17 protein-coding genes are annotated in these 17,321 nt (G+C 45.4%); 8 read left to right on the top strand and 9 right to left on the bottom strand.

Annotation, left to right across the window (positions count from 1 at the left end; translation table 11 throughout):
* Nucleotides 1-4: 4 nt before the first annotated feature.
* The 8 genes from proV to MKHDV_RS13325 all read right to left on the bottom strand — a co-directional run bounded on the left by proV (nucleotide 5) and on the right by MKHDV_RS13325 (nucleotide 8,704).
* Entirely contained in the window at nucleotides 5-1,243 is a 1,239-nt protein-coding gene (gene proV, locus MKHDV_RS13360; RefSeq protein ID WP_160716105.1) for a glycine betaine/L-proline ABC transporter ATP-binding protein ProV, read from the bottom strand.
* Nucleotides 1,244-2,027: 784 nt separating this feature from the next.
* A complete protein-coding gene (gene dsrP / locus MKHDV_RS13355) occupies nucleotides 2,028-3,191 on the bottom strand; it encodes a sulfate reduction electron transfer complex DsrMKJOP subunit DsrP (protein ID WP_160716103.1) in 1,164 nt (387 codons plus the stop codon).
* Nucleotides 3,192-3,201: 10 nt separating this feature from the next.
* Nucleotides 3,202-3,978 (bottom strand): sulfate reduction electron transfer complex DsrMKJOP subunit DsrO, encoded by a 777-nt coding sequence (dsrO, locus tag MKHDV_RS13350; protein ID WP_160716101.1) that lies wholly within the window; start codon nucleotides 3,976-3,978, stop codon nucleotides 3,202-3,204.
* A complete protein-coding gene (gene dsrJ, locus MKHDV_RS13345) occupies nucleotides 3,978-4,358 on the bottom strand; it encodes a sulfate reduction electron transfer complex DsrMKJOP subunit DsrJ (protein WP_160716099.1) in 381 nt (126 codons plus the stop codon). Before dsrJ ends, dsrO begins: the two co-directional genes overlap by 1 nt.
* 2 nt (nucleotides 4,359-4,360) lie before the next feature.
* Nucleotides 4,361-5,971, bottom strand: a complete 1,611-nt coding sequence (gene dsrK / locus MKHDV_RS13340) for a sulfate reduction electron transfer complex DsrMKJOP subunit DsrK (RefSeq protein ID WP_160716097.1) — start codon at nucleotides 5,969-5,971, stop codon at nucleotides 4,361-4,363.
* A gap of 9 nt (nucleotides 5,972-5,980) precedes the next feature.
* Nucleotides 5,981-6,976: a sulfate reduction electron transfer complex DsrMKJOP subunit DsrM gene (gene dsrM, locus MKHDV_RS13335; RefSeq protein WP_160716095.1), complete on the bottom strand. Its 996-nt coding sequence runs from the start codon at nucleotides 6,974-6,976 to the stop codon at nucleotides 5,981-5,983.
* 30 nt (nucleotides 6,977-7,006) lie between these two features.
* On the bottom strand, nucleotides 7,007-7,543 hold the full coding sequence (locus MKHDV_RS13330) for an RsbRD N-terminal domain-containing protein (protein WP_160716093.1): 537 nt from the start codon (nucleotides 7,541-7,543) through the stop codon (nucleotides 7,007-7,009).
* 243 nt (nucleotides 7,544-7,786) lie between these two features.
* Nucleotides 7,787-8,704 (bottom strand): hypothetical protein, encoded by a 918-nt coding sequence (locus MKHDV_RS13325; protein ID WP_160716091.1) that lies wholly within the window; start codon nucleotides 8,702-8,704, stop codon nucleotides 7,787-7,789.
* A gap of 171 nt (nucleotides 8,705-8,875) precedes the next feature.
* Between MKHDV_RS13325 and MKHDV_RS13320 the strand changes: the two genes are divergently transcribed.
* A complete protein-coding gene (locus MKHDV_RS13320; protein ID WP_160716089.1) occupies nucleotides 8,876-9,637 on the top strand; it encodes a M48 family metallopeptidase in 762 nt (253 codons plus the stop codon).
* A 149-nt stretch (nucleotides 9,638-9,786) separates the two neighbouring features.
* Here MKHDV_RS13320 and sat read toward each other — a convergent pair whose 3' ends face one another.
* The gene (gene sat, locus MKHDV_RS13315) at nucleotides 9,787-11,064 is read right to left on the bottom strand and encodes a sulfate adenylyltransferase (RefSeq protein ID WP_160716087.1); all 1,278 of its coding nucleotides are present in this window, start codon (nucleotides 11,062-11,064) and stop codon (nucleotides 9,787-9,789) included.
* A gap of 670 nt (nucleotides 11,065-11,734) precedes the next feature.
* Between sat and rpsL the strand changes: the two genes are divergently transcribed.
* The 7 genes from rpsL (at nucleotide 11,735) to rplW (ending at nucleotide 17,319) form a co-directional block, all read left to right on the top strand.
* The gene (rpsL, locus tag MKHDV_RS13310; RefSeq protein WP_020001415.1) at nucleotides 11,735-12,106 is read left to right on the top strand and encodes a 30S ribosomal protein S12; all 372 of its coding nucleotides are present in this window, start codon (nucleotides 11,735-11,737) and stop codon (nucleotides 12,104-12,106) included.
* A gap of 23 nt (nucleotides 12,107-12,129) precedes the next feature.
* Complete coding sequence (gene rpsG / locus MKHDV_RS13305; RefSeq protein ID WP_160716085.1) at nucleotides 12,130-12,600, top strand: 30S ribosomal protein S7; 471 nt, start codon at nucleotides 12,130-12,132, stop codon at nucleotides 12,598-12,600.
* Nucleotides 12,601-12,615: 15 nt separating this feature from the next.
* Complete coding sequence (gene fusA / locus MKHDV_RS13300) at nucleotides 12,616-14,691, top strand: elongation factor G (protein ID WP_160716083.1); 2,076 nt, start codon at nucleotides 12,616-12,618, stop codon at nucleotides 14,689-14,691.
* A 732-nt stretch (nucleotides 14,692-15,423) separates the two neighbouring features.
* Nucleotides 15,424-15,741, top strand: coding sequence for a 30S ribosomal protein S10 (rpsJ, locus tag MKHDV_RS13295; RefSeq protein ID WP_010938597.1), 318 nt, complete (start codon nucleotides 15,424-15,426; stop codon nucleotides 15,739-15,741).
* Nucleotides 15,742-15,753: 12 nt separating this feature from the next.
* Nucleotides 15,754-16,383, top strand: coding sequence for a 50S ribosomal protein L3 (rplC, locus tag MKHDV_RS13290; RefSeq protein WP_160716081.1), 630 nt, complete (start codon nucleotides 15,754-15,756; stop codon nucleotides 16,381-16,383).
* Between the two features lie 12 nt (nucleotides 16,384-16,395).
* Entirely contained in the window at nucleotides 16,396-17,016 is a 621-nt protein-coding gene (gene rplD, locus MKHDV_RS13285; protein WP_160716079.1) for a 50S ribosomal protein L4, read from the top strand.
* Nucleotides 17,017-17,028: 12 nt separating this feature from the next.
* Nucleotides 17,029-17,319 (top strand): 50S ribosomal protein L23, encoded by a 291-nt coding sequence (gene rplW / locus MKHDV_RS13280; RefSeq protein WP_160716077.1) that lies wholly within the window; start codon nucleotides 17,029-17,031, stop codon nucleotides 17,317-17,319.
* Nucleotides 17,320-17,321 lie beyond the last annotated feature (2 nt).

Genomic DNA, 17,321 nt, shown 5'->3' with positions numbered 1-17,321 from the left:
CTCCTTATATAGTATAAGATTCTAAAATTTCAGAACTCTCACCACTGCGGTGTAATGTATTAAGAAAACGTGTTTTTGAGACAACCCCTTTAAATTTCTTATTGCTGTCTAAAACAGGAACGGGGCTTGCGGTTTGCGCAACAAGGGGCAGAATTTCCTGCATTGTGTCATCTTCGTTGACGACTTTGATGCCTGGAAGGAAGGCATCACGCAGAGTGCTTTCCGGATTTTTCTCTTTTAATTTTTCGAGGATAGAATCTGTTGAAACCACACCCTGCAATTTATGCTGAGGATCGAGAACAAATGCATAGTCACGCTCGCTGGCACTCAATATTTCATGGGTAGTGCGCAGGTTTCCACCCTTTGTAATGATGATGGTAGGGTGGTTTTTGGAGGCGATATCTTTTGCACTGAGTACACTTGTAGGGTCAACGCCTTTAAAGAATGCTTTTACGTAATCATTGGCGGGATTTTGAAGAACATCTTCCGGAGTGCCCACCTGAATAATTTTTCCGCCTTGCATTATGCCTATTCGATCTCCGATGCGGAGCGCTTCGTTTAGGTCATGCGAAATAAATATGATAGTTCGGCGATATTTTTCTTGAAGCATCAGCAGTTCATCTTGCATTTCAGTACGGATGAGTGGATCAAGCGCAGAAAAAGCTTCATCCATAAGCATGATTTCAGGATCAACTGCAAGACCGCGAGCTAAGCCTACCCTCTGTTGCATACCACCACTAAGTTGATCAGGACTGGATTTTTCCCATCCAGCGAGTCCCACTTGTTCTAATGATTCAAGGGCGCGTTTAGATCGCTCTTTTTTAGGAACTCCGGCAAGTTCAAGTCCGAATGCGGCATTGTCTAGGACTGACAGGTGAGGCATGAGTGCGAAGGATTGGAATACCATACTCATGTTGTGGAGCCGGAATTGAACCAGTTCGTCGTGCGTCATTTCGGTAATATTTTTACCATGCATTGAGACGCTTCCGGCGTTTGGTTCAATTAACCGGTTTAACATACGGACAAGGGTTGATTTGCCGGAGCCGGAAAGCCCCATAATGACAAAAATTTCTCCTTCATACACGGTGAAAGATGCATCGTGTACTCCAACTGTTAAGCCGGTTTTTTGGAGTATTTCGTCTTTAGTAAGCCCTTTTTCTAGGAGTGGTAGAGCCCGTTTTGGGTTCGTGCCAAAGATTTTAGTGAGATTTTGTACTTCAAGCATCACCTTTTGGGATGACATGTAGCTTCCTTTTTCTTGTAAACCGTAGAAAGAGCCTTCATTCATAGTAGGTTTGTTACACCACAGGGCCAGAAAGGGCAGGCTTGCATTATTCAAAAAGGCGCTATGCAAGGGCGGGCACGAGTAAGCACTCCGCATTATACCATTTCATATAAATTTGCAGTCAGTAAGGCGGCAGTATCCGAAGCTTCCAAAGAATAAAGCTTATATGGGAAAAGCGTTCTGCCGTAATATGTAACAGAAAAATAAATGTTACGAGATAGTTACGGAACTGACTTATAACTCGACTGCTTATAAACAAAGTACTGTAGTCTAAAATAGTTAGATTGTGTATTTTTTTTCCAATAAAAATAAATAACTAACGAATGAAAGGGGGGTGAGAAGGGCTGCAATGTCGATGCAGTGATGCAGATGTGATACTATGAAGAGAAGATAGAACGCAGAACAGAGTTTAACACTGCTTTGTTGTGCTTTTTTTGCTTGCGCAATGGAGACATTGCTTCTTGATTTCTTTGTGAAATAGATTTGATTAACTCATCTATACGTACTGGTTGCTGATCTGTTGTATGTGGATGCTGTACAAATCCATCTCGTAACATCGTAGAATGGCTTTGTTTGTACTTTGAAGTGTCAGCAGGTTCAGACTGTAGCAATGTTTGTGGTATGTGTTTTTTCATAGTTAAAGAATAGAATATGGGTGAAAGGACATCAACCAGTTGGTTGATAGGATATAAAAAAAGGGTCTACCCAATGGGTAGACCCTAATTTTTTTAAGAAACGGAAACTACAGAGTACCAGCTTCTCTTTTTACATCGATAGCGATCTTCCAAAGGATAGACACAATGAATGCGCCAACACCGAAGATGCCGAGAGAAATCAGCAGTTCAGGTACAGTTGGTGCGTAGAGAGCCCAGGTTCCAAAAGGAGATGGTGCGAAACCACCAACGATGAGACCAAGACCTTTGTCAATCCAGGTAGCGAGAACGAGCATGCTGAGAGCCCAAGGAAGGATCTTCATGTTTTCGCGCAGGGAAGTAGGAATGAGCAGTACAAGGCTAGCAATAGCGAGAACTGCGCCAATCCACATCCAGTAAGTTACCCAAGGAAGACCCTGTTCAGTACCTGCGAACAGGAAGTGAAGCGGATGCATATGACCCGGAATGTTACTGTAGAATGCAGTAAACACTTCACAAAGGAACAGGAATACGTTGAGGCACATTGCGTAGGTAATGATGATGGTAAGAGTCTTAATAGCCTCTTTGCCAATTTCAAATTTAGCAAGTTTCTTCACAATCATGAGAAGGAGAAGAAGAAGAGCTGGACCTGCGCAGAATGCAGAAGCAAGGAATCGAGCAGCAAGTACGGCGGTAAGCCAGTAGTGACGACCCGGGAGACCCTGAGATAAGAACGCAGTTACGGTGTGGATTGAGAATGCCCAAATTACTGAAGTGTAAATAAGGTATTTAACCCACTGTGGTGGAGCTATCTGGAAGCGTTCGCATTCCAGAGTTTTCCAACCGATAATTGCGTTAAGGCAAAGGTAACCGATAAGTACCATCATGTCGTAGAACATAACGGAGTTAAAGGTAGGGTGCAGCATTACGTTCAGCATACGCTGAGGCATACCCATATCAACTACGATAAAGAGCATGCACATAACAACTGCGCCAATTGCCATGAATTCACCAAAAATGATGATCTTCTTGAACTGTTTGTAGCCGTGGAAGTATGCTGGAAGGACCAGCATAACAGCGGATGCAGCAATACCTACGAGGTAGGTGAACTGAGCAATATAAAAGCCCCAAGTTACGTCACGGCTCATGCCAGTAAGGCTAAGGCCGTATTTAAGCTGGAACAGGTATGTAATTGCACCGATGCCGATGATGCCGCCAAGGAAAGCCAGCCACATATAGTACTTTGGAGATCCTTTCAAAACTTTTTCGAGCATGATGGGCCTCCTAAATTATGTAGAATACACCAGGCTCAGTGCCCAATGCTGGTTTACGACGAAGTGTATAGTTCTCATCGAGCAACTTACGAACATCAGATTCAGGATCTGACAAGTCGCCGAAGTGAATTTTACCCGGAGCGGCTTCAACACAAGCTGGAAGCTTGCCTTCATCAAGACGTTCAACACAGAAGTTACATTTTTCCACAACACCGATCATGCGGGTAGGGAACTTAGGGTTGATGTCTTTAATGTATGGGCGAGGATCAGTGAAGTTGAATGAGCGTGCGCCGAATGGGCAACCTGCCATGCAGAAACGACAACCGATACAGCGATGGTAATCCATAGCAACGATGCCGTTTTCAAGCTTGTAAGTAGCCTGAGTAGGACATACGCGAACGCATGGAGGGTTTTCGCAGTGGTTGCAGAGCATGAAGTATTCACGATCTTCAACTTCTTTTGACTGATACTTGTTAGTTGTTTCTGTGAAGGTGTGATCGTAAGCGTCTTTCCAAATCCACTTGATTTCAGTATTACCTGGCATCTGTGGAATGTTATGCGCTGTGTCACAAGCATTGATGCAAGCATCAAAGTCTTCTTTAGAAGCAAACTCGCGAGTATCAATAACCATAGCCCAACGCTTAGCTTTAAGCGCAAGAGCATTTTTTTTGTAACTAGGTTTAACAGCAGCAGCTGCTTGGGTCATACCGCCAGCTGCAAGCTGAGCGCCAAGACCTGCAACAGAAAGGCTGGCAACCTTAAGGAATTGTCTTCTGCTACGTTTCATTATTCATTCCCCTTAGGCGGAACGTGGCAAGTCCAACAGTATGGCTCCACGGCGTTCTCAAGGTGACAGGTGTCACAGAACTCAGCCTTATTGGTATGACAGCTCATACACGTTTTCTGCAGGCTTGTTTCCCATGTTGCACCGTTAGAAGCAACGTATACACGTTTCTCGTCACGAAGTGCAGAGTCACGCCACTGATTCAGTAGAGTCATGTGCTCGGCGCGCATAAACTCGACAGGCTCAATGCACTGCTTTTGATCAGTAGGCAGGCTCAGTTTAGGACCAGTGTAGTCTTTGGAAGCCAGATTGCCCCAGAAAGGGTATGAGAAAACGGCTAAAAAGATTACCAGTCCGGAGATAACATACTTGCTGTTATACATGATTATTCATCCTCCATTCCTGGCAGTTCTTCCTGCCTGAGGTCCATAGTACGCTTTTTCTCGCCTTTCATTACGAGGGCGTTAGCGACAAGTTCGTGCACGCCAGCAATATCTACACCCGGTGCCCAGTAATCGGCCAACGGAGGAAGAGTTGCACGGTCAATAGCACAAACACAAGACATCATGTTAACACCATGTTTTTCCTGTACGTAACGCAGAGCGTTACCACGAGGAAGAGCACCACGCATACGGATTTCCATAATCTCATCAGTGTTGAGACCGGAGCCCGCACCACAACAGAAAGTCTGTTCGCGGATGGTGTTTTCAGGCATTTCGTAGAAGTTATTAGAGACCGCACGCATGATTTCACGTGGTTCCTCAAGAAGACCCATAGCACGTGCTGGGTTACAGCTATCGTGGTAGGTAGTTTTGAGATGATCGTTACGTGAAGGATCAAGGCGAATCTTGTTGTGCTTGATGAGGTCAGCTGTGAACTCAGCAATGTGAACCATTTTGGTTTCGCTAGCATTTTCGAACACGGTGCCAGTAATTGGGCTTACTGGAGTTTCCATGCAGGAAGGTGCTGGACCGTTCATGGTTGACATGTACTGGTTAATAACACGCCACATGTGACCACACTCACCACCAAGAATCCACTTGGAGCCTAAGCGTTCTGCTTCAGCGTACATCTTGGCGTTCAGTTTCTTCATCATGCTGGATGATGTAAAGAGACCGAAGTTACCACCTTCAGATGCATAAGTAGACAAGGTGTAATCAAGTCCAATTTCTTCGAACAGCATCAGGTAACCCATGAAGGTGTAGATGCCCGGTTCTGCAAATGCGTCACCGGAAGGGGTGATGAAGAGAACTTCATGACCAGGTTCGTTGAAAGGTGGATTGATTGAGATACCGGTAACTTCTTCAATGTCTTCGCAGAGGAACTCTACGATTTCTTTGAAGGCATGCGGTGTAATACCAAGGTGGTTACCAGTACGGTTACAGTTGCTAACAGGGTCCATGATCCAGTGCAGACCAAGACCGAGTTCGTGCAGCAACTCACGAGCCATCATAGTAATTTCAGCGGTATCAATACCGTATGGGCAATACAGGGAGCAACGACGACATTCAGTACACTGATAGAAGTAGTAGAACCACTCTTTAATCACGTCTTTGTCGAGTTTGCGAGCACCGGCAAGTTTACCAAGAATTTTACCGGCAGTGGTAAAGTCTTTACGGTAAACGGAACGGAGCAGCTCTGCACGCAGAACAGGCATGTTTTTAGGGTCGCCGGAACCGATGAAGTAATGACACTTATCAGCACAGGCGCCACAGCGAACACAGATGTCCATGAAAAGTTTAAGAGAACGGTATTTTTCAAGGCGTTCTTTCAAACCGTTATAGATGATTTCTTCCCAGTTTTCTGGGAGGTGCCAATCTTCCTCAAATGGATCCCAATCGTGCGGATGGGGCATTCCAAGAGGTTCCATGGTTCTTTTCTTAGCTGGATATGCAACCGAGCCAGGAGAAATCTCAGGCTTGGTGTCCATCCAGTTCTGACTTGGCATATCGTAGCTGATTTTAATCAGCTCTTCTGGTGAAGGTACTTTGGCCATAACTGCTCCTTATTCTTCCGGCTGCTTTACGACCGGGAGTCCTGCCTCAACCATAGGTACCCTGAATTCATCTTCATATGCTTCGTACGTGCGGTAAACTTTTTCCGGGTTCCATGGGTTAACGTGCAGCTTCATACGGCTGTCGTTTGCCATGTTACGAGTCGGGCTAAAGAATACGCCAGCAGCATGCATAAGCTTACTGAACGGGAAGTACATAAGGAGTACTACAAGGAAGAACATGTGCACGTAGAAAATGCTGCCGATTTTTGCAAGAGCAGCTGTGTCCGGTGCGAAATGGAGCAAGCTCAATACAAAGATTTTTACAGTAGCAATGTCAACTTTCCAGAAGTAGCGCATTGCGATGCCGGTAGCACACAGGCCGAAAATCAAGAAAAGTGGGAAGTAATCGCTCAAAAGAGAGATGTAACGCACTTTCTGACTAAAGATACGGCGGCCGATCAGGTATGCCAACGCTATGAGAATTAGTGGACCAGTCATAAACAGACGTGGTGCACCAATCTGCAGAATGCCGTCGAACATTTCGATAGCATTCACAAAGAATGGTACCGGCTCAGCAAAGAACCTGAAATGACGCACAAAAATAATAAGGAAAGAGTAGTGGAAGATGAGCGCGAAAAGCCACAGGAACTTAGAGGACCAGTAGACCACGCGGTCGCCTTCAATTGAAACGTTAGTGTTGCGGAACAGGGAGCGAAACAAAAGTACTTCAAGGATCATGCGTCCCCAAACACCCGCCATATTGGTCGGGTTGTCGAGAGTGGCAGGCTTGATCCAGGGAAGAGACTTCTGTTGGCCACCTGTGGTAGGAATGCTGAACGGAACCGGGCGCTTTGCCCAGTCAATTATCCGCCATGCGAAACCTACAAGGAATACGGTTATTGCTGTGTAGGGTAAACAAACTGCCAGAACATATTGGAATCCCATCATTGATCCCATCCAGGCCAGTATACCCAAGGCGATAACCGCGAGAAGTGAAATTATCATTCCGTTACCTCGCTGCTAGGCTATTGGTTGTTACGATTCCGATTCCCCAACCGGTTTCTCCAATATACGTTCTGCTCTTTTCAAGAGCTGAAAGTGCTTCCTTTTGAATTCATCAACGCGCATTCTCTGAACCTTATCGCGACATTCCGAATAAATACGGAATCCCACAAGAGCCAGAGAATCTATCTTTGATTCTAGTTCCAGAAGATCAGCAAATTCTTCGGACTTAGAAAGTTTGGGGACAGTGTGTTTTCGGATGATGTTTTTTAAAACGAAGAGAACAGACATTGCCTGATCGGCTTCGAATTTTTGAATAGCGCGTACCTGAATCAGTTCATTAACTGCAGGAGTTACAACATCGCTGTCCAAATTATCATCCACGAGTGCATCGATAAGAATAGCAGTTGCTTTTTTTGTCTTGTTCCCTACCGGGTTAGCAAAAGCATTATCCTGACTGCGCAGGAATCCTACTGTATCGATCTCGTAGGTACCGAATATGGCTGAAACCCATTCTTCGGTAATTTTTTGTTTATGTTCAGATAAAATAGCTTGTAACTGGTGTCGCATAGACTTACTTCGCTTGGTCTAAAAGGATTCCAGCGGGAGACCCTATAAAGCGTTTTTCACTATTTGTCCAAGAAAATTGCCATAAAAAAGTGTGACAACAAGAGGCAATAGTGCGCGCCCGCCGGTCCTCGGTTTCAAATGATTTTTTTCACATAATGTGATTATATGGTTGCGTCAACACATTCAATCAAATTGGTTGGACAACCAGCCTGCCAAAAAAAGAAAATAACTAGAGAATGTTACCTACTCACAAGGCTCTGTGCTGTCGTCTGTACAGCCGGAAAAGTCGTCGTTAAAATCTAGTTCATCCCCCTTGGTTCCTTGCTTTTCTTCGTTAGAAAGCAAAGAGCTTGGTACACCGTTGGTGATGAGAACTGGAATGCGTGTAACTCCCATGGAGGCGAGTTTTGACTTGTTTCTAAAAAGATTCCACTGAAGTTGCAAACGAGTCCTGAGCGGCACCGAAATTGAATCTGCTGTGCCGCGAATGGCACGATTGAACGCAACGTACATAGAACTTTCGTCATTGATTGCGTTCTGCATCAGAAAGATTCTTTCTATGTCTTCATCGGTTTCAGCAATTGGATAGTAGGCAATATTGCCGGAATCTTTTTTGGATAGTTTCGGAATAAGGCTTTTGCAGGCAGTACAGCTTGGAGAAAAGAAGACTTGAACATCTGCTTGCTGGTTGCCATAAATAGCCCATGTGCCTATTTGTTCGTTTATAGTTGAAAAAATATTCGGCGTGAAAAGTAATGTCCAAATTATTAAAATAGGCAGAACTAATATGGCAGGGCGTTTGAGCACGGAGCATTGCATGAAGAATAGTACAAAAAGAATAGCTGCAAATGCGAGGCAAGGAACGCAGGGTGCTGTGAAGATCATTAAGAGTAAGAACCCTAAATCTATGATAACAGCGCTTAAAGCAAGTAGCAGGGCAGTTTTTTGATAGTTCAAGAGGTTCAGTAGAGCGAGGGTGAGAAACAACGCTGTTCCAAACCACCATAACGAAATTCCAAATACCGAAATGTCTTTGAAGATTTCGCAGCCTGTTGTTATGCAGATTACGTCTAGATTTTGTGTGGCATTAAGTGCGCAAAAAATTGCTCCAGCAAAGGCAAATAAGGCAGTGCCATATGCAGATCGCTTTGAAAGGGACATGCAAGAAACTCCAGTGGGTTGCAGTCGATCGTTGTCTTGGGCTGGCAAGCTGCATAGATAGCTTGGTGAGGCTGTGAACCTGATTAGCCGCCAGTTTTTCGGAGACTGTACTGTGATTGCAAATGCGGGTAAAGGGGTTAGCTCGATTTTTATGTTTAAGGAGTTCCAGTTTTGATTTTTAAAGATGATGGCACTATCGAATATACACTTACTCGCAGTAAGCGAGCCAAATATGTCCGTTTAAAAATTACGCGGACAAAAGGACTTGAGGTTGTGGTGCCGCAGACATTTAAAAAGGCGTGGCTTCCTCCAATTTTGAAAAAGCGTACAGAATGGATTCGCAAGGCAGCAAAGCGGCTGGAACTTCCAGCAAAAGTCGACGACCTGCCAGCTTTGATTCCTGATAAAATTGTATTGTCTGCTATTGATCGCGAGTATTCTGTTCAAAAAGTCGCGGCTGCTAGTATTGCAGCGAAGTTGATTGAAGCTGAAAAAATTATACGCACCGCGTCCGGATTGCTCTCTATTGAAATTGACGGCGAAATATTGCTGCCGGATGATGTGACTGAAGAGGAACAAGCTGAGCTGTTGTCCTGCTGGCTTGTGCGATGCGGGAAAGAGTATTTGCCTGAATTTTTGGAAGAGGCATCGCAAGAAGTTGGGATTCCCTATAAAAAAGTCCAAATTCGTCTTCAAAAAAGTCGGTGGGGTAGTTGTTCAGGCCATGGAACAATCTCCTTGAATGCACGTTTATTGCTTTTGCCTGTAGAATCTTTGCACTATATTTTACTACACGAATTGGCACATGTACGGCACCCCAATCATTCGGCTTCTTACTGGAATTTTTTGATAACGCTGGATGCCAAAGCGCTGGAGCACGATGTTGCGATGCAGGATGCGTGGAAACACATTCCCTTTTGTTTCTCTATGTAATTGTCTGATTTTACAATGAGTATTTCGGTGCTTAGAACGTATATATACAGCAGCTACCTATATATAATGTTTATGAACGTAAGAGCTCTTTTAAATAAAAAAAAGGGGATCGGTTACCCGATCCCCTTTTATAATCTGCGTAGCTAAAATTACATGGAATCGCCGGAAGCAGCGTTCTGCATTTTAACTTCAACTTTTTCGGTAAGACCTTCGTAGTATTCGCGAAGGATAACGAGAACTTCGTCACGACCGAAGTGATCAGGTACATCAGCGCCGTCAGACAAAGCTTTACGGAGTTTTGTACCGGAAAGGATAACACGATCTTCTTTGCTGTGTGGGCAAGTACGCAGGGAAGCCATACCGTCACACTTGTAGCAGTAGAAGGTCCAGTCAATTTTCATTGGCTTACAAAGCAGTGCTTTGCCTTCATCTGCTGGAGTAGGGATACGATCAAAGATTTCCTGTGCTTCAAATAAACCGTAGAAATCACCAACGCCAGCGTGGTCACGACCGATGAGCATGTTGTTTACGCCGTAGTTCTGGCGGAAAGTTGCGTGGAGCAGACCTTCACGTGGACCAGCGTAACGCATGTCAAGTGGGTAGCCAGCCTGAATTACGTTGTCGTTTACAAAGTAGTGTTCAACAAGTGCATCGATAGCTTTTACGCGAACGTCTGCAGGAATGTCTCCTGGCTTGAGGTTACCGATGAGAGAGTGAATGAGTACGCCGTCGCAAACTTCGATAGCGATTTTTGCAAGGAATTCGTGGGAACGGTGCATTGGGTTACGCAACTGCAGTGCAGCAACTTCAGACCAACCACGTTCTTCGAACATTGCACGAACTTCTGCAGGGCGGAGATAAACACCTTCGTATTCTGATGGGTATTCGCCTTCAGAGAGAACCTTAACTGGACCAGCAAGGTTAACTTCTTTCTGAGCCATAACCATTTTTACGCCTGGGTGATCTTCAAGGGCGATCTTCCAGAATACGTCATCAGCAGACTCTTCGCCTTCGCCTTTGAATACTTTTTCGCATTCCCATTTTTTGTCAGCTTCGGTCATTTCGAATTTTTCTTCTATTTTCATAGTAGCAAATACGATACCGTTGCGAACGAGAGCGATTTCTTCACCAACTGCGATTGCGCCAGCTTCTTCTTTGGAAGCGTCAAGAGTAACTGGTACTGGCCAGAAAGTGCCGTCTGCAAGAGTTAAGTTCTCACATACGCTCTTCCAGTCTTTTTTGCCCATGAAACCGTTCAGTGGGGAGAAGCCACCGATACCCATCATGATAAGGTCGCCTTTTGCGCGGCCGGAAATGTCGAGCTTTTTCAGGCCTTCAGCTTTTTTAATTTCAGCTTCGAGTTCTGCGCCTTCGAGCAGGCAACAAACGAGACCTTTACCACCATGTGGGGCTACCAGTTTAGACATAACTTCCTTCCTCCGGAATATAAAAGTTTGTAACTTGTGAATTACCGATTTGGTTTTTCATAAAGCCAATCTTGTAATCGCACTAAATAGAGAGACGATTGCGCTTGTGTCTGTAAAAAAACTATTTAGTGCTTGAGAATGGTTTGTGAAAAATTAGACAAAAAGTCAAGGGCAAATAATTACCTTTTTTTAGTTAGTAAAAACAATAGATTACGTAGGTGTCTTCATGTCAAGCAAAATTAAAATAACAGGCAAAATGCCACCGCTTGAGAATAATAGTACAAATGAAGACAGAATTTTGGGTGTTTTGGGGTAGTTGGGTGATTAGAATCTTTGTGAAAAAGAGTACAAGTATGGTTGAAGAGTAAAAAATAGATATTTGATCAGTTAGTAACATTATTATATTTGAGAAAAATATCAAAAATCACTTGTACCCTCTGAAAAAAAAGACGTAAGTAGCTGATTCGAAATTTCACGGGTCTGACTGACGATGCCGAGCGGGCTGCTGGGCTGCATCGGGTCCCCGTTTGGAATAGATGAGCTGCCAACCAGCCTTTAGTTCTCCACTAAATGTCGGATGGTACTTTGTTGTGATTTGAGTTGCACCTCAGACCGGGGCCGCTCATCCTGTACTAAGCGAACGACTTTGATAAATTCCTTTGGAGGAAAAATGCCCACTATCAACCAACTTATCCGCAAGGAACGTAAGAAGGTTGTAAAACGTAAGAAAACACCAGCGCTGCAGGCTTGCCCACAGCGTCGTGGCGTTTGTACTCGTGTTTACACCACTACACCTAAGAAACCTAACTCCGCGCTGCGTAAAGTAGCTCGTGTACGCCTCACCAACGGCATCGAAGTAACTGCCTACATCCCTGGTGAAGGTCATAACTTGCAGGAACACTCCGTAGTTATGATTCGTGGCGGTCGTGTAAAAGATTTACCAGGTGTACGTTATCATATCGTACGTGGTACCCTCGACACCGCTGGTGTTGCAGATCGTCGCCAGGGCCGTTCCAAATACGGCGCTAAGCGTCCTAAGTAAGCAGTTAATGGAGTAATATAGATATGCCTCGTAAAGGACCCGTACCTAAGCGTGAGATTTTGCCAGATCCAGTATATGGAAGCCGTCTGGCAGCTCGTTTTGTAAACCGTCTTATGCTTGACGGTAAAAAGAGCACCGCAGAAAAAATCTTCTACAAAGCACTCGATGTACTCGCTGAAAAAACCAGCGAAGATGCAATCCGCGCTTTCGAAAAAGCTATTGAAAATGTAAAACCTCATCTGGAAGTTAAGTCTCGCCGCGTTGGTGGTGCAACTTACCAGGTTCCAGTTGAAGTTCGTCCAGACCGTCAGGTTTCTCTCTCTATCCGTTGGATCATCACCTACGCTCGCGGTCGCGGTGAGCAGGGTATGGTTGCACGTCTGTCCGGCGAATTGCTTGACGCGTTCAACAGTCGTGGTGGTGCCGTTAAGAAGAAAGAAGACACCCATCGTATGGCAGAAGCTAACAAAGCTTTTGCTCATTTCCGTTGGTAATCTGAGGAGCTTGCTGTGTCTGCTAAAATATCTGTAGATAAACAGAGAAACATCGGTATTATGGCCCACATTGATGCGGGTAAAACTACTACTACTGAACGTATTCTCTACTACACTGGTGTATCTCACAAAATTGGTGAGACTCATACCGGTGAGTCCACAATGGACTGGATGGAGCAGGAAAAAGAGCGTGGTATTACTATTACCTCTGCTGCAACTACCTGTTTCTGGAAAGATTACCGCGTTAACATCATTGATACACCGGGCCACGTTGACTTCACTATGGAAGTTGAACGTTCCCTTCGTGTTCTTGATGGTACCGTGTGTGTATTTGATGCTGTTGCTGGTGTTGAGCCTCAGTCTGAGACTGTATGGCGTCAGGCAGACCGTTACGGTGTGCCTCGCATCTGCTTCATCAACAAAATGGACCGTATCGGTTCCGACTACTGGCGTGCAGTAGGCATGATCTCCGATCGTCTCGGTGCTAAGCCTATTTCTCTCCAGATTCCAATCGGTGCTGAAGATCATTTTGAAGGCATTATCGACCTCGTATCCGGCGAAGCTATCTACTATGATAAAGCTACCAAAGGTGCTGAGTTCGAAATCAAAGCTGTTCCTGCAGATCTGCAGGACCTCTTCGATGAAAAACGCCTTGAAATGATGGAAGCTGCAGCAGAAGAAGACGAAGCTCTCTTCGAAAAATACCTCGGTGGCGAAGAACTCTCCGCTGAAGAGATTAAAGCTGCATTGCGTAAAGCTACAATCGCACGTTCAATCGTGCCTGTATTCTGTGGCTCCGCATTCCGTAACATGGGTGTTCAGCCTTTGCTTGACGCGGTAATTGATTACCTCCCAAGCCCGGTTGATATCCCAGCAATGGAAGGTTCTGATCCTGATAACGAAGAAGTGAAAATTCCTTGTCCATGTGATGACAAAGAACCTTTCTCCGCTCTCGTATTCAAGCTCGCTTCTGACCCATACATCGGTCACCTTTCCTTCAGCCGCATCTACTCCGGTAAAATTGAAACTGGCATGACCATTTTCAACGCAACTACCGGCAAAAAAGAGCGTGTTGGTCGTCTTCTTAAGATGCATGCTAACAAGCGTGAGGATATTAAAGAAGCATTTGCTGGCGACATCGTAGCTGTTGTTGGTCTGAAAAACGTATCTACTGGTGACACCATCTGCGCGTTGGATCGTCCAGTAATTCTCGAGTCTCTCGATATTCCAGACCCAGTTATCGAAGTTGCTATTGAGCCTAAAACAAAAGCTGACCGTGACGCTCTGTCCGCAGCTCTTGCTAAGCTCGCTAAAGAAGATCCATCCTTCCGTGTAAAAGGTGATGACGAAACTGGTCAGACCCTTATTTCCGGTATGGGTGAACTTCACCTCGACATCATTGTTGACCGTCTTACCCGCGAATTTAGCGTTAACGCTAACGTTGGTAAGCCTCAGGTAGCCTACCGTGAAACTATCACGAAGGTTGCTAAAGAAGATCACAAGTACGCTAAGCAGTCTGGTGGTCGTGGTCAGTATGGTCATGTTGTTATTGAAATCGAACCTAACCCAGAGAAAGGTTACGAATTCGCTAACTCCATTAGTGGTGGTGTTATTCCTAGAGAATACATCCCAGCTGTTGACAAAGGTATTCAGGAAGCACTCAAAAGTGGTGTTTATGCTGGATTCCCAACAGTTGACGTTAAGGTAAAACTCATTTGGGGTTCTTACCATGACGTTGACTCCTCTGAACAGGCATTCTACATCGCTGGTTCTATGGCGATTAAAGCTGCTTGTAAGAAAGCTGGTCCTCAGATCCTCGAACCTATCATGGGTGTAGAGGTTGTAACTCCTGAGGAATACCTTGGCGACGTAATGGGTGACCTTAACGGTCGTCGTGGTCGCGTACAGGGTATGGACACCCGTGCTAACGCTCAGGTTATTGATGCAATGGTTCCGCTTTCCGAAATGTTCGGTTACGCAACAGACCTTCGCTCAAAAACCCAGGGTCGTGCGAACTTCACTATGCAGTTCGATCACTACGAGCCTGTACCTAACTCTATTGCTGAAGAAATTGTAAGCAGTAAAGGTTAGTTCCTGAGTTATCAGGTGATATAATGCTCCGGTCATCGTAAGATGGCCGGAGCTTTTCCGGGTAGAAAGGGTAGAGTAAGTATAATTCAACACATCGTAAAAAAAATACGAAAAAGGTGTTGACGTTAGAGCTTGTCTCACATATAAGTCTTTCTCGCTTGAGACGAACAACTGTTTGCTCACAAGCACAAAAACTCCTCCTCACAAATTTGGAGGTTAAGAATGGGTCGAGCCCATTCTGCTGTTTTTTGACATTTGCAGGCGTTTCTAGATGCTGCATTATGTCGTGCCGTTCCAGTAAGGACCATGTTTTACTGTAAGGTGCACATACAAATTTAAGTGTTAATCACTTGCATCTTTGAACCCCTGCGGGCCCCCTGCGTATATTGTGTCTATACAATAATACTCAGGCTAGGCTGACGACATTTGGGCGTTCTTCGCAAGTAGTGGAGTAGAGGCTTTATTGATGTTGTCAGGCATGGCTGGTTTGTCACACATCACATTTCCCTCTCATATATTCTCCATTATTTACGAAAAACAACTTTGGAACTCATCTTGAGTTCACCTGCCTCTGTCGTTACTAGGGCAAGATGCATCTGTTCAGCCGTTACTTTACAGAGATTTCATCTTGTACCGTCGTGAGGAAATTTCTGCTTATTGCAGTTTGGATCATTCCCCTCACGGAATGATCACAGGTAAGGGTCTCGTATCCCTAATATGGAGTAATAAACTATGACAACTGTTAGCAGTGATCGTATCAGAATAAAGCTTAAAGCTTACGATTACCGCATCCTTGATAAGGCTGTGGCAGAGATCGTTGATACGGCGCGCAACACGGGCGCCGGGGTTGCTGGTCCAATCCCACTCCCGACAAACATTCACAAGTTCACGGTCAACCGTTCCGTACACGTAGACAAAAAGTCTCGTGAACAGTTCGAAATGCGCATCCACAAGCGTCTTATGGATATCCTCGAGCCTACTCAACAAACTGTTGATGCTCTTGGAAAGCTCAGTCTACCCGCTGGCGTGGACGTTGAGATTAAACTCTAGCGAGAGGTAATCATGACTGAGAAATTAGGAATCTTGGGCCGCAAAGTTGGCATGACCCGTATCTTCGCTAACGATGGTTCTGCTGTTGCAGTTACCGTTATCGAAGCAGGTCCGTGTCCTGTTATCCAGAAAAAAGATGCAGCTACTGACGGATATAATGCAGTACAGATTGCATTTGGTGAAGCTAAAGAAAAGCACGTAACCAAAGCAATGCGTGGTCATTTTGCAAAAGCTGACCGCGGTTTGTTCCGCAATACTTGCGAAATTCGTCTCGAGGAAGCACCAACACTGGAAGTCGGACAGGAACTTTCTGCAGAGATCTTTGCTGCAGGCGAAAAAGTTCGTGTTACAGGCACTACAATTGGTAAAGGTTTCCAGGGCGTAATGAAGCGCTGGAACTTCGCTGGTATGCCTGCATCCCATGGTCACGAAAAAGTGCACCGTGCGCCGGGCTCCATTGGTCACGCAACATTCCCTGGTAAAGTGTTCAAAGGCAAGAAAATGCCTGGTCACATGGGTAATGTTCGCCAGACTACATCTAACCTCGAAGTCGTCGCTATTCGCGCCGATGAGAACCTCATCCTGGTTAAGGGTGCAGTACCTGGTCCTAAGAACGGCCTTGTACTGGTACGTAAGCAGTAAAGGGGTACTACAGTGGCTGTTGTAAAATTATACGATCAGAACAAAGCAGAAGCTGGTGAAATCACCTTGGCTCCTGAAGTGTTCGAGGTCGAGGTAAAACCCGAGATCCTGAACCTTGTTGTACGCGCTCAGCGTGCAGCTAAGCGTGCAGGCACCCACTCTGTTAAGGGCCGCTCCGATATTCGTGGCGGTGGCGCTAAACCTTGGCGCCAGAAGGGTACTGGCCGTGCACGTGCTGGTTCTTCCCGTTCCCCAATTTGGCGTGGTGGTGCTGTGACCTTTGGTCCGCAGCCCCGTGACTATGGGTTTAAGGTAAATAAAAAGGTTCGTCGCCTTGCTATTAAAATGGCTTTGTCTTCCCGCCTTTCCGGTGAGAATCTCATGGTTGTTAATGGCATCGAACTTCCTGAAGTAAAGACTAAGCTCATGGCTGGTGTTACTGAGGCGCTCGGTTTGAACAAAGCACTCATCGTGGCAAAAGACCTCGAAGAAAAGCTCGTTCTTTCCGCACGTAACCTCCCAGGTATCACAGTACAGTCTGTAGAGCAGCTGAACGTATACGATGTGCTCCGTCACAAGCAGCTTGTTCTGCTTGAAGGTGCTGTTGAATCCGTTCAGGAACGACTGAAGTAGAGGTAGGGTCACATGAATTATACAAAGATCCTCATCAAGCCGCTTGTATCTGAAAAAGCTACCTTCCTTAAGGAAGCAGCACAGCAGGTTACATTTTTTGTAGCACCATCTGCTAATAAAATTGAGATCAAGAAGGCTGTAGAAGAAGCCTACAATGTAAAAGTTGCAGGTGTTAACGTAGTGAAACGTCGCCCACAAGCAAGAGTCCGTAATGGCCGCACTGTCGGTCAGATTCCTGGCTTCAAAAAGGCGTACGTTACTCTGGCCGCTGGCGAAAAAATCGAATTCTTCGAGGGAGTGTAAGC

Source organism: Halodesulfovibrio sp. MK-HDV, from assembly GCF_009914765.1.
Taxonomy (GTDB): Bacteria; Desulfobacterota; Desulfovibrionia; order Desulfovibrionales; family Desulfovibrionaceae; genus Halodesulfovibrio.
Note: the sequence above shows the minus strand (reverse complement) of the source record. Positions and strands in the feature narration are given on the sequence as shown.